The organism is Natrarchaeobius versutus (genome assembly GCF_041205745.1).
Taxonomy (GTDB): Archaea; Halobacteriota; Halobacteria; order Halobacteriales; family Natrialbaceae; genus Natrarchaeobius; species Natrarchaeobius versutus.
This window is the reverse complement of sequence record NZ_JBGFCC010000005.1, coordinates 1-11,587: the sequence shown is the minus strand read 5'-3', so window position 1 is coordinate 11,587 and position 11,587 is coordinate 1. Positions and strand designations below refer to the sequence as shown.

The following is an 11,587-nucleotide window of genomic DNA, read 5'->3' as shown; positions in this document are numbered from 1 at the left end:
TACCGATCGGCAACCTGTCACCGATCCTCGTCGATCACCGCCACCTCGAGCGGCCGCGGACCGATCACGACGCGGTACCCCTCGTACTCGAACCGGACCATCACGTCGGCGTCGGACTCGAGCAGCGAGACCAATGCCTCGGTATCCACCGTCTCGTACAGCGGCGGCAGGGTCGTCCCGCGACAGCCCTCACGGGCCGCGACACGAGCGAGTGCCGTAGCGAGTGCTGGGTGCATCGTCCTGATCGGGAGTGAATTCGACGATCGTCGTCTCGAACGCTGCCTCGCAGTTGGGGCAGGTGATCGTGCCGTCGGTGGTCGTCGTCCGGACGTCGGTACCACAGTCGCAGTGTATCGTGAGTTGTGTCATGCGTAGCTCCGTCTCGAGACCCAGCGTCGCGGAGCAAACTCACCGCAGAACCAGCAGTATTCGAGACTGGCTCGGTGAAACCGAGGGATTAGACTGGTTCGGCGACACGTCGGCAGGTCTTTATTTCGCCGCCGACAATCGTGAGTTGCCTCCGCTACGCGGAGGTCGCGACGAGCCGGAGTGCTTGCTTGGTGGCTTGGACTCCGGCTCTGCGCACTTTCAGTGCGCGTCTATTGATTGTTCAACCAACGTAAAGAACGTTAGGATACTGACTCTTGGTGTACTGGGATGATGGGGGTAGACGGCGGGCAGATGGACGCTCGAGTTCGTCGGTCGTCAGATCGCTCGAGGATACGTCGGCTTCGTTCCTGATCCAGTTGACCGACCCAGTACTTGGGGTAGGTCTGGAATAGTTTGGAATACTCTGCCCGTCTCGACTCTCGAAACTACGACGAAAGCCCTCGCCGCGCTCGCATTCGTTGTGACATCAACGCGTCGTCGATTGTGACATCAACGCGTCGTCGACGTCCTCGAACTCGATATCACGACGAAAGCCCTCGCCGTGCTCGCGGTCGCTGTGACGGATATCCTCCCTGCGGTCGGATAGGGCCGCCACAGCGACCGTGAGCCCGTCTCGCCCTTTCAGTCCACCAGGGACCGCACAGCCGCCTGCCCTTCCCCGGGGAGTGCGGCTCTCGCGGTGCTCGAGCCGCGCTCCCGGCCAGGTGGTGCGCTGGTGAGGGCGAATAAGCGAGTACAACGAGCGATCGAGCCGGGGGCTTTCTCCCTGGTATACTCACTGGCACCTCTCGAGAAAACGGGACTCGAGGCGTGTGCAACCGTCAATTTTCGCGTACTGGAACTCGATATTCCAGATACCACACATAAGTAATACAGCCAATTGGAACCTCGATGTAGTCACTCATCAGAAATGAGAAATTTCGGAATATCGTGCGAAATATAGAGCACGAACAGCTCTACATTCGGCGGCACCTGTGTTCGCGTATCACATTGTTTCCGGTATCCGTACGACTTTTTCGCCTCGCGCTCCCGTATTTGCGGATGTCCAGTGACAAGACACTCCGCGAACTGGCCGACGAGAACGGCGTGACGATCGGGGCGGGCATTCCCGCTCGGTCGTTCAGACAATACCCCGACGATCCAACGCTCGCACAGACGCTCAAGCGGGAGTTCAACGCGGTTACGACGGCGAACGCGCTGAAGATGGGACCGTTGCGCCCCGAGCCCAAGGTCTACGATTTCGACGACGCCGACGCGATCGTACGTAAACTTCGGTGTCGAGAACGACATGACCGTCCGGGGACACACGTTGCTCTGGCACAAGCAGACCCCGGAGTGGTTCCTCGCCTGGGACTACACCGACGACCAGTTAGAAGCGTTCGTCCGGGATCACATTCATACGGTGGCCGGCCGCTATCACGACAAGGTGGACGTCTGGGACGTCGTGAACGAAGCGGTGGCCAACGACGGGTCGATGCGCGAGACGATGTGGTACGAGGCGATGGGTGAGGAGTATCTCGACAAGGCCTTCGAATGGGCGAACGACGTCGCGCCGAACGCCGATCTCTACTACAACGATTACGAGATCGCGTCGGACAACGACAAGGCCGACGCCGTCTACGACCTCCTGAAGCGCCTGCTCGATCGTGGCGTGCCGATCGACGGCGTCGGGTTCCGGATGCACTCCCTGCCGTCGTATCGACACACTCGAGAGGATCCCGAAGCGGTCGGCGAAAACATCCGTCGCTTCAAAGACCTCGGCCTGGACGTCCAGGTCACCGAGATGGACGTCGCGTACGGCCCCGACGAGGAGTTCGACGACCGCCTCGAACATCAGGCACAGTACTATCGGGACGTCCTTGAGGCGTGTCTCGACAACGGCTGTAACACGCTCGTCACGTGGGGCGTCCACGACGCGGGAACCTGGCTCCAGAATCGCTACGACGTGACGAGCGATCCACTGCTCTTCGATGAGAACTTCAACCCCAAGCCCGCGTACGACGCGATCCGAGACCTCTTAGAGAACCGGGATTGACGCGCACGAACTCCCCACTACTGAGCGAGCAGCACGCTGTACTTGACGCTCGTTCTATGCTTCGACAGTGGTAATATGAAATAGAGAGCAGTGATTTGCGGGATTGCGAATAACTACGTAGAGTGAGTTTCTACCGGTGATTGAATAGATCTCCTCACAGTCTCCAAAACCACATCTAGTGGCGTTCCAAACCTGGACTAATGAGCGAAATCATGTGGTGAGTGTCGATTGTCCTCATCAGTCGACGCTTGGGAAGGTACTAGACACCATCCTCGCGAAACCGAACGACGTTGACCTCGATCGGGAGCGTCTCGAAGTCGTCGTCAGCACCGGCGATAAGCGTCGCGCCCCTCTCGTGGGCGAGTGCAACGCCGTGAGCGTCCGCAAACGAGATATGCCCATCCGCTTTCACCTCGCCAGCGAGTCGCCAGTCGGCTCGTTCGATCTGAATCCCCCACCGCTCGAGTGCACGGAGATCACGGTCGGCAATTCGAAGTGAGGCTGTCGTTGGCTGGTCGTCGATACCTTCGAAGCGGGCAACGAGATAGAATACTTCTCCAGCGTTGGTTTCCGCCAGTAGTCCGTCGACGGCACCGTCGCGAACGTCTTCGAGATACGCTTCGACGACGTCTCGACCCGGTTCGTCGTAGAGGTAGGCGATGATCGCTTCGGCGTCGAAGACGTACCGGTCGCTCATTTTCCCTCCGAGTCAGTCGGTCGGAGTCGGTCGGCACGGCCATCCTCACGCCGGCGTTCCTCGCGTTTCAGCTCGCGAACCCGCTCGAGCACCTCGCCACGCTCGCGGTCAGTATCGGCGTGAATCCCGCCTAACTCCTCGAGCGACGGAATCGGTTCGACGATGATTCTCCCGTCTTCCTCGTAAATGAACACCTCTCCGGGGGTGTCGATCCCGAACTTCTCTCGGAGCGCCTTCGGGATCGTCGCCTGTCCCTTCTGCGAGATGCGTACGACCTCCGGCTCCCGAGTACTACTCGACATACTATGTTGTACTACAATATCTGTGTACTACTAATTATCGGTGAGACCATCTGCCCCGTTCGTTCGACATCCTCACTCGAGAATCCGACTCTGCTGGGGCTCCATTCCCCTCGTCACGGGAAGGAAGGTCCGTCTGATCGCAGGCCAAACCCTATATGGGCGTCGGGAAACTGGTCGGTTTCATGAACGTCACGGAAGCCGAACGGGTCTGCGGGGCGGTCTTCGAGGAGATCCGGACGGCGGTCATCGGCGATCCGAAGCTCTTCGAGACGATCCTGACGGCCGTCGTCGGGGAGGGACACGTCTTACTCGAGGACGTCCCCGGCACCGGCAAGACCCTCACCGCGCGGACGCTGGCGCGGGCGCTCGACCTCGAGTTCAGCCGGGTCCAGTTCACGCCGGACCTGTTGCCCGCCGACATCACGGGGACGCACATCTACGACGAACACGCGGGCCGCTTCGAGTTTGAGGCCGGCCCCATCTTCGCGAACGTCGTCCTCGCCGACGAGATCAACCGCGCGCCGCCGAAGACCCAGGCCGCGTTACTCGAGGCGATGGGCGAGAAACAGGTCTCGATCGGCGGCGAGACCCGCCCCCTGCCGGAGCCCTTCTTCGTGATCGCGACGCAAAATCCCGTCGAGCAGGAGGGAACCTTCCCCCTGCCGGAGGCCCAGGTAGACCGCTTCATGGTCAAGACGGCGATGGGGTATCCCGACCGCGACGGCGAACTCGAATTGGTCGACCGGCGTGCGAGCCGCGAATCCCGGACGCCCGAGGCTTCCCGTATCGTCGACCGCGAGACCGTCCTCGCGCTCCAGTCGGTCCCGGAGACGGTGAGCGTCGACCCCGAACTCCGGGCGTACGTCGTCGACGTCTGCCGGGCGACCCGCGGGGACGAACGCGTCGACGTCGGCGTCTCGCCCCGTGGGATCCAGCGGCTGTTCGAGGCGGCAAGAGCCCGCGCGGCGATCGTCGGCCGCGACTACGTCGCGCCGGAGGACGTCCACGCGGTCGTCCACGCGGTGCTCGACCACCGGATTGTCCTCACCACGGAGGCCGACGTTCGCGACGTCGACCCGTACGCCGTCGTCGAGAGCGCGTTGAACGGCGTACCGGTGCCGTCGATGGGCGACTGATCGGCGCGGTCCCGGCCGTCCGTCGACCATCGTCTGGCCGACCATCGATCTCCATCTTGTCGTCGATCGACCATCGTCCGACAATCCGTCGACGATCGAGCGCGTCCGACATCCGCTCGAGCCCACCCCTCGACCGCAAAATCAGTGGGTTTCGAGCCCACCCCTCGACCGCAAAATCAGTGGGTTTCGAGCCCACCCCTCGATTGTAAGGTCACCGCGCCTCGAGTACGACCGTCAGCCACGAAGCGACCACGCCACGAAGACAACCGCGAGTAGGCCGGTCGCGAGCGCGACCGCCGCCGAGATCGGGTCGGAAACCGGCGTGTCGGTTCCGATCGAGCGATAGAGCACGACCGTCGCGCCCGCGACGACGGCCCCCGACAACAGTGTGGCGCCGACGTGGACGAGTTCGGCGCGAAGCGTCTCGGCGTCCCGACCCAGTTCGCCCCGGACGCCGTCGGCGTACTCGCCGACGTCCCAGAGGACGAACGCGCCGGCGCCGGTTACGATCGCGAGTTCGGCCCGGCCGACGACGGCGAGGCCAACGGCGAGGAGGAAGACCGATCCCGCCGCGAGCGCGCCGCCGATCGCCCGCGCCGGAAGAATTCTGAGCGAACGGAGGAACGTCACGCTGTAGAGCACCGACGAGAGAACGGCCAACGCGACCACCAGGACCGACGCCGCCAGCGCGAACGGCGGCAACGACTCGACCAGATTCACGACCGACGGCGGGGCGCTCCCCTCGAGCGCCGCCGCGGGATCGAAGCCGGGCGCAAGTGCCGAGAGAGCGAGCGCGGCGACGACGGCGACCAGCGCCGCGCCGACGCCGGGGGCCACGATGCGCGCGAGCGCCAGTGCGGCGTTGTGGCGGAGGGTTCGGCGCGCCCACTCGAGGGCGACGAGCGCGACGGCGGCGAGGAGAAGCGAGACGAACAGGAGTCGGAGCCCGGAGGCGGTCACGAGCACTGCTGGCGCGTAGCCGATCGACCACGGAAGCTGGCTTGCGACCTCGAGGGGCGTCGTCGGGACCTCCTCGAAGCGATCGCTGACGGCCGGCGTGACGAACGCGAGCATCGTGAGGAGGACGGCGAACCGCAGGCCGTACGAACACGCACGCTGGATCGCGTCGGTGACCGCCGAGAGGCGGGGTTCGCGGTCCGGCGGGACGAGTCGTTCGAACGGGACGGCCGCGACCGCGCGGCTCACGGCGAATGCGGTCGAAAACAGGAGGACGGCGAACCAGACGATCGCCCAGGAGCCGTCGGCGACGACGAAAACGCTCCAGAGCGTTCCCGCCACGTCCGCGGCGGCCGCGCCGGCCCGTTCTCGAGCCGTCGACTCGGGCAGGATTCGGAGGACGACGAGGGCAATCACGCCCGTCGCGGCGATCATCGAGCCCGTCGCGCCGCGTGCGGCGCCGCCGCGTCCGAGCCGGTTCCAGGAGACGAGCCCGGAAGAAAGCCCCGCGACGACGAGCGCCCAGACGCTGATACCGGCGAAACGTCCGACGCCGCTCGAGGCGACGAGCGCGGCGGCGAGGACGGTCGGCAGGACGACGACGAGCGCCGCGGGAATCGCGACGGCCCCGCCGATCGCCCGGACGAGGGGCCGATCGCTCGCGAGCAAGACGGTCGCCAGCGCGGCGGCGAGTCCCGCGACGGTCGCGAACACCGCGAGACCGACGCCCACGAGCGCCGATCCCACGACGACGGCGACCAGAAGCGTACAGCCGATCGTCGCGACGTCGCTCGCCGTCGGCCGAGACAGCGCCCGGCGAACCTCGCCGAGCGCCGACGAGAACGCCGCTCCGCCGACGTCGGCGACGTTTTGGCTCATGGGCGCTCACCTCGAGTCGCCGATCGTGGAGTCGCCGTTTCCTCGGCTGGTGATTGCCGATTCGCCGTTTCGTCGGCCGTCGGTCGTCCGTCCGCCGTTTCCTCAGTCGTCGATCGTCCGTCCCCCATTTCCTCTGACGTCGCTGTCTCTTGCCCCGTGGATCGACCCGCCCCAGAGGTCCGACGCGCAGGCGACGATCGGCCGGATCGCGAGCCGCGAAACGCCCGCGCGAGGTCGACCGAGATCGGATCCTCGAGGTGCCAGTCGACGACCGTCGCGCCGATGCCGCGGAGGGCGTCGATTCGGTTCGTCCGCCGGAGGCCGGCGATCCGCGCACCCGGTGAAATCGACGACGACGCGATGCCGGTCGTCAGATCCGGCGTGACGACCGTGACGTCGCGCCCGCGGGTTCGCAACGTCTCGACGAGACCGACCGCCTCCGCGTCCGAAAGCGGCGTACAGAGGACGACCTGGGCCCGGCGCGGGAGTCGGCGCTCGAGGTCGACCGCGAGCGAACCGACCTGTGAGCCGCCGTCGGTGACCGGCCGATCGGCGCGTGCGTCGCGACCGTCGGACGTCGATTGCTCCGTCGCGGACGGGTTGGGTCGTCGCTCCGCCGGCCCTCGTCGCCGGTTCGACGATCCGTCCCGATCGGCCGACGATCCGCTTCTCGCACCGCCGAGTTCGTCGTCCATCCGCGTTCGGACGTCGGTGTCGGCGGAGGGTTCGATCCAGGTGCTTCCCGAGAGGGTCGTCACGCCGGTTCGGTTGCCGTCCTCGAGGGAGGCGACGACGCCTCGAGAGGCGGCGTACAGTGTGAGGTCGTAGGAGTTGGGGCCACCCTCGAGTGGCTCGCGGTGGACGCCGTCGCGGTCGTCGATCACGAAGACGACCGTCACGGCCCGCTCCTCGCGGTACTCGACGGTCGCGAGTTCGCCGGTTCGAGCGAAGCGGTGCCAGTCGATCCGGTTGATCGGATCGCCCCGGCGGTACTCCCGAGTCGAGAAGAACTCGATGCCGCTTCCACCGTCGTCGGTGGGCGTCCGGCCGACGAACTGGATCGTCTGTTCCTGGACGGGGAACGTATCGAGCAGGGTCTCACAGCTGAGTTTGCGGTCGCCATCGGGGTCGCACTCGTCGGTCGCGGCGCTCGTCGCCGTAAGCGAACGGACCCGAAGTCGCGTCGGGCCGAACGAAAACTCCCCCCGCGGCGGCGTCAGTTCGTACTCGTGGCTAACCGTCTCTCCTGGTCTGACTGCCGTCGCAAACGCCGGGGAGCCACCCGTGACGGGGACGTCCGCCGGCGGCTGGTCCGCGAGCCGGACGTCGGAGACGACGCGGTCTCCCTCGTTGGTCACCGAAAGCGCCACCGTCACCGGCTTTCCGGGGCGGACTCGCGACTCCTCGAGGGCGCGCTCGACGCTGAGATCGGCGTCGGGTTCGGCGCTCGCCTGTCCGACCAGGACGAAGCCGAGCGCGACGACGGCGAGAAAGAACAGTTCGGAGACGCCGAGTGCAACCCCCAGAAGCGCCGAGACCAGCGCAACGACGAGCGCGCCATGCCATCGTGCCCGACGAATCGCCTCGGTCATTGCTTCCCCTCGAGGTCGACGCGTTCGTCACTATCCCTTACTCTCTCGTCGTCGCTTGTCGAACGCTCGTCACCGTCGCTCGCCCCCTCATCGCCGTTTCTTGGATTCCCGTCGCCGTTTCTTGGACTCTCGCCGTGGTCTTCGTTTCCGTCGGTTCCGCTCTCGCCGTCGCCGTCCTCGTCTCTCGGGGTGATCGTCGCCGTCGCCTGGATCGCCTCGATCTCGTCGACCGTCCGCTCGAGGCTCTTCGAGAAAGGGTCGGTCGCGGTGACGAGATCGAACAGCCAGAGCCAGATCGGCGTCGACGGACCCGACTCGTCGGCGAGAAACGCCGCCGCGCGAGGGTCGTCCGTCCAGGAGCCGCGCTCGATCGCTCGAGTCGCGTCATCCTGGACGACTCCGGCGCGGTTGGCGTACGCCCGCGCTGCGATCGGTCGAAGCGCGCCGATGAGTTCCTCGCGCGCCCTCGAGCGAACCTCGCGGTCGCCGTCGTAGTCCGTCGCGCGGTCGACGGAGCGGTCGAACGACGCGCCGAGGACGTCCCAGCCTCGCCCGGCTGACGGGCGGACGCGAGCGGTCGTCTCGCTCTCCCGCCGGCGTCGATCGCTCTCATTGCGGTCGATCGAGTCGACGAGGGGCTCCATGCGACGTGATCGGAGTTTGCCGGCGACGCCGAGCGTCGGGGCGAAAACCACCAGTAGCAGGGTTGCACCCAGGAGGATCAAACCGGGATCGACGGACGCGAGTATCCCCTCGAGCGCCGGCACGGTTCCCGTGAGAAGCCTCGAATCGATCGCGAAGACGATACCGACGGCGAGTAACGCTCCCGCGAAAAGCGTGACGAGTCCCAACCCGCGCCGCGACGGCGTCCGGCTCATTCGTCGGCCTCCGACGCCGCGTCATCACCGGGCGACTCGAGTGCGCTTCGAAGCCGTTCGTGGGCCGCGTCGGTCGGATCGACGTAAGGCTCGGGATCGCGCTCACCGTACTCGACGTCGCGGAACGCGTCGGTGATCGTCTCGACTGGGCCGGTCGGCGCACCCGCGCGCTTCGCGCTTCGGGCGACGTCCGAGGGCGTCGCCGTCGCGACTCGCGCCCGGTACATCGTCGAGGCGTCGATCACCGCCTCGAAGGCGCGTTCGATCCGCTCTCGAGCGCTCGCGTGTGTGCCGTCTTCCGGGATTTCGTCGGCGTCGGACCCCGTCTCGTCGAACAGGCCGATCGCCGATCCGACGGTCCGGGTTCGTGTCCGCGCCGACTGGAAAAGCCCGCCGATCGCCGCGAGCACGAGCGCCGGTAGCTCTCGGATCGAACCGAGTCCTCGCAGTGCCCCAAGCGCACGCTCGAGCGCCTGTGAGCAGGCGACGACGCCGGAGACGACGAACGACACGATACGGCCGGGAATCGACAGCACCGTGGCGATCGGGTCATCCAACCGGTAGCAGAGATAGCCGACGACCGCCGCTACGAGCGCGAGCGCGACGATCAGAAGCAACGTCGTCGATACGTCGGGCGTGGCGTCCTCGAGCGCCGATTCCCCGTCGCCGCCGTCGCCGCTCGAGTCGCCCGCCGCACTCGAGTCCTCGTCGACGGATTCGTCCGGCCCGTCGGTCGAAGCGGCGGAGTGGTCGCCCTCCCCGTCGACGTCGCCCGGTTCCTCGCCGACGAGTTCCTCGTCGCCGAGTTCACCGGCGGTTTCCCCGTCACCGAGTTCGTCGGTAAGTGCCTCGTCAGTGCCGTGTGCATCGATCGCCCCGTCGGAATCGATCGAGTCACTCGAATCTCCGTCGTCACTCGAGTCGAATCCGTCGGCCGCGTCCCCGTCGGATTCGAGTTCGTCAGCCGACTCGAGATTCGTGCCGTCGTCGGACTCGAGATCGCTCTCGCTCGTCCCCTCCGACTCGAGGCCGTCCGCACCCTCGAGTGTCGACTCGAGGGCGTCACCGTCCTCATCTCCCGGCTCGAGGGCGTTACCCTCGTCGGATCCCGACTGGAGTCCGTTCGCGTCTTCGCCGTCTCCGCCGGTGTGGTCGCCGTCGTCGTCGATCGGCGGTCCGTCCTCGTGGTCGGCGTCCGAGACGGCCGCGTCGTCGGCCGAGAGGCCCTCATTCGAGTCGCCCTCGTTGACGTCCGTCGGGATCGCGTCGTCTTCGCCGTCTCCAGCCGTCGGTTCTACGCCGTCGGTATCCATACCGTGCTCGTCGGGATCGTCCCCGTCGGTCAGTAACTCCCCGAACTCGCCGCCCATCCCGCCGTCAGCGGGGTCTGTGTCCTCGGTGGTCTCGTCCGCGAGCTCGTCTCCGGATACCCCCTCGGCCGCGCCGTCAGCTTCGGCGTCGGCGACGGCACCGCCCTCGAGTGTCTCGCCTGCATCGGCAACGCCGTCGTCACCGCCGTCGCCGCCGAGAACCGAAAATAGCGTTCCCAGTCCGTACAGAATACCGCCGGCAACTGTCTCAGCCGCTCCGAGGTCGCGATCGGCGATGGGCGCCCCGTCGAGTTGGGGCCCATCGGCTGGCGATCCCGAAACGGAATCGTCGTGGTGAGTGCCAACACCCTGTTGTGCGCCCTCGGCGTGTGCGCCGCCGAAATCGGTGGAACCGTGACGATCGTCGCCGTCACCTCGCTCCGTCGCCAGCCCGCTCACGGGGGCGTCCGACGCGAGCATCGGCATGGCGCTCGCCGCGAGCACGAGCCCACCGACGGCACAGATCACCGCAATCGTCGCGAGAAGACGTCGTCCAGCGTTCGATCCGCCTGCCATTAATCGGGTTATACTAGACGAAACACGCACTTACCTCTTGTTGCACCGTCGATGACGGTCCCGATCACGTGCCGGTCTGACTGTCCATCGATCACACGACGGTTCGACTGTCCACGGTCGACTGTCTGATCGAGTCTGAATCGGTCGGCTCGAGCGCGCCGATCAGGAGCCCCAGAAGTTCTCGCGACTGCCCAGCTGTTCTCGTTTGTCCGACCCGTCCGTTCGGCCCTTCCCGTCGGCCTCGGATTCGTCCTCGTCGTCGTCCTCCTCTTCGGGCGTCGGGAGGATCTCGAGTTCCTCTGCGCGTGCGTGATTGCTGTGGACGCGAGTAATCTCGACGCGGGCTCTGGCCTCCGGGAGGACGCCGTCGACCATGACGATGAAGCCGTCCTCGGTTCGGCCGACGCCGGCACCGCTTTCGTGCATGTCGACGACGTCGATGACGACCTCCTCGCCGGATTTGACCGGCTGGGTCTTCAGGTCCTGGATCGGCTGGCTGTAGTGGTTACACCACTCCTTGCCACCCCGGTCCCCGTAGTGTTGACACCCCATTCCCGAGATCCGTTCGGAAAAACTCGGACAGTCGTCGGCGAGTGGACAGTCTGCCATACCCGTAGTACCGGAGGCGTCGTTAAACCGTTTCCGTCTCGATACGGCCCTCGAGCGCGCTCGAGGGATCCGAAATACGAGGACGAATGAACGGCGAACGAGGGGATAGGGGTTTCGAAAACGTTTACGGCGCGGACGTTGCAGTGATACCGATGAAGATCCTCGTCACGGTTTCCGAAGTCGCCACCGTCGAAGACGAGTTCGAGATCGACGGGACAGCAATCGC

At 65.8% G+C, this 11,587-nt stretch carries 11 protein-coding genes and 1 pseudogene; 3 read left to right on the top strand and 9 right to left on the bottom strand.

Going from position 1 to position 11,587, the window contains the following annotated elements; translation table 11 throughout:
* Positions 1-17: 17 nt before the first annotated feature.
* Both AB7C87_RS12195 and AB7C87_RS12190 read right to left on the bottom strand, forming a co-directional pair.
* Positions 18-236: a HalOD1 output domain-containing protein gene (locus tag AB7C87_RS12195; RefSeq protein ID WP_369729745.1), complete on the bottom strand. Its 219-nt coding sequence runs from the start codon at positions 234-236 to the stop codon at positions 18-20.
* Positions 190-369, bottom strand: a complete 180-nt coding sequence (locus tag AB7C87_RS12190) for a hypothetical protein (RefSeq protein WP_369729744.1) — start codon at positions 367-369, stop codon at positions 190-192. Before AB7C87_RS12190 ends, AB7C87_RS12195 begins: the two co-directional genes overlap by 47 nt.
* 1,062 nt (positions 370-1,431) lie before the next feature.
* Between AB7C87_RS12190 and AB7C87_RS12185 the strand changes: the two are divergent.
* Both AB7C87_RS12185 and AB7C87_RS12180 read left to right on the top strand, forming a co-directional pair.
* Positions 1,432-1,596: pseudogene (locus tag AB7C87_RS12185) on the top strand (endo-1,4-beta-xylanase); the annotation flags it as partial.
* A gap of 82 nt (positions 1,597-1,678) precedes the next feature.
* On the top strand, positions 1,679-2,425 hold the full coding sequence (locus AB7C87_RS12180) for an endo-1,4-beta-xylanase (protein WP_369729743.1): 747 nt from the start codon (positions 1,679-1,681) through the stop codon (positions 2,423-2,425).
* A gap of 259 nt (positions 2,426-2,684) precedes the next feature.
* Here AB7C87_RS12180 and AB7C87_RS12175 read toward each other — a convergent pair whose 3' ends face one another.
* Both AB7C87_RS12175 and AB7C87_RS12170 read right to left on the bottom strand, forming a co-directional pair.
* Positions 2,685-3,122, bottom strand: a complete 438-nt coding sequence (locus AB7C87_RS12175) for a PIN domain-containing protein (RefSeq protein ID WP_369729742.1) — start codon at positions 3,120-3,122, stop codon at positions 2,685-2,687.
* The gene (locus AB7C87_RS12170) at positions 3,119-3,424 is read right to left on the bottom strand and encodes an AbrB/MazE/SpoVT family DNA-binding domain-containing protein (RefSeq protein ID WP_369729741.1); all 306 of its coding nucleotides are present in this window, start codon (positions 3,422-3,424) and stop codon (positions 3,119-3,121) included. The genes AB7C87_RS12175 and AB7C87_RS12170 overlap by 4 nt, the downstream gene beginning before the upstream one ends.
* Before the next feature lie 182 nt (positions 3,425-3,606).
* Between AB7C87_RS12170 and AB7C87_RS12165 the strand changes: the two genes are divergently transcribed.
* The gene (locus AB7C87_RS12165; protein ID WP_369729740.1) at positions 3,607-4,560 is read left to right on the top strand and encodes an AAA family ATPase; all 954 of its coding nucleotides are present in this window, start codon (positions 3,607-3,609) and stop codon (positions 4,558-4,560) included.
* Between the two features lie 234 nt (positions 4,561-4,794).
* On the opposite strand, the gene AB7C87_RS12160 is transcribed toward AB7C87_RS12165, so the two are convergent.
* The 5 genes from AB7C87_RS12160 to AB7C87_RS12140 all read right to left on the bottom strand — a co-directional run bounded on the left by AB7C87_RS12160 (position 4,795) and on the right by AB7C87_RS12140 (position 11,361).
* Entirely contained in the window at positions 4,795-6,396 is a 1,602-nt protein-coding gene (locus AB7C87_RS12160) for a DUF7519 family protein (protein ID WP_369729739.1), read from the bottom strand.
* Entirely contained in the window at positions 6,393-7,988 is a 1,596-nt protein-coding gene (locus AB7C87_RS12155) for a DUF58 domain-containing protein (protein WP_369729738.1), read from the bottom strand. The genes AB7C87_RS12160 and AB7C87_RS12155 overlap by 4 nt, the downstream gene beginning before the upstream one ends.
* On the bottom strand, positions 7,985-8,866 hold the full coding sequence (locus tag AB7C87_RS12150; protein ID WP_369729737.1) for a DUF7269 family protein: 882 nt from the start codon (positions 8,864-8,866) through the stop codon (positions 7,985-7,987). The genes AB7C87_RS12155 and AB7C87_RS12150 overlap by 4 nt, the downstream gene beginning before the upstream one ends.
* The gene (locus AB7C87_RS12145) at positions 8,863-10,752 is read right to left on the bottom strand and encodes a hypothetical protein (RefSeq protein ID WP_369729736.1); all 1,890 of its coding nucleotides are present in this window, start codon (positions 10,750-10,752) and stop codon (positions 8,863-8,865) included. The genes AB7C87_RS12150 and AB7C87_RS12145 overlap by 4 nt, the downstream gene beginning before the upstream one ends.
* A gap of 162 nt (positions 10,753-10,914) precedes the next feature.
* Entirely contained in the window at positions 10,915-11,361 is a 447-nt protein-coding gene (locus AB7C87_RS12140) for a TRAM domain-containing protein (RefSeq protein ID WP_369729735.1), read from the bottom strand.
* Positions 11,362-11,587 lie beyond the last annotated feature (226 nt).

Coding starts and splice junctions, on each gene's coding strand:
- AB7C87_RS12175 (WP_369729742.1), bottom strand. CDS start 3,122: ATGAGCGACCGGTACGTCTTCGACGCCGAAGCGATCATCGCCTACCTC.
- AB7C87_RS12150 (WP_369729737.1), bottom strand. CDS start 8,866: ATGAGCCGGACGCCGTCGCGGCGCGGGTTGGGACTCGTCACGCTTTTC.
- AB7C87_RS12170 (WP_369729741.1), bottom strand. CDS start 3,424: ATGTCGAGTAGTACTCGGGAGCCGGAGGTCGTACGCATCTCGCAGAAG.
- AB7C87_RS12140 (WP_369729735.1), bottom strand. CDS start 11,361: ATGGCAGACTGTCCACTCGCCGACGACTGTCCGAGTTTTTCCGAACGG.
- AB7C87_RS12165 (WP_369729740.1), top strand. CDS start 3,607: ATGAACGTCACGGAAGCCGAACGGGTCTGCGGGGCGGTCTTCGAGGAG.
- AB7C87_RS12145 (WP_369729736.1), bottom strand. CDS start 10,752: ATGGCAGGCGGATCGAACGCTGGACGACGTCTTCTCGCGACGATTGCG.
- AB7C87_RS12160 (WP_369729739.1), bottom strand. CDS start 6,396: ATGAGCCAAAACGTCGCCGACGTCGGCGGAGCGGCGTTCTCGTCGGCG.
- AB7C87_RS12195 (WP_369729745.1), bottom strand. CDS start 236: ATGCACCCAGCACTCGCTACGGCACTCGCTCGTGTCGCGGCCCGTGAG.
- AB7C87_RS12155 (WP_369729738.1), bottom strand. CDS start 7,988: ATGACCGAGGCGATTCGTCGGGCACGATGGCATGGCGCGCTCGTCGTT.
- AB7C87_RS12190 (WP_369729744.1), bottom strand. CDS start 369: ATGACACAACTCACGATACACTGCGACTGTGGTACCGACGTCCGGACG.
- AB7C87_RS12180 (WP_369729743.1), top strand. CDS start 1,679: ATGACCGTCCGGGGACACACGTTGCTCTGGCACAAGCAGACCCCGGAG.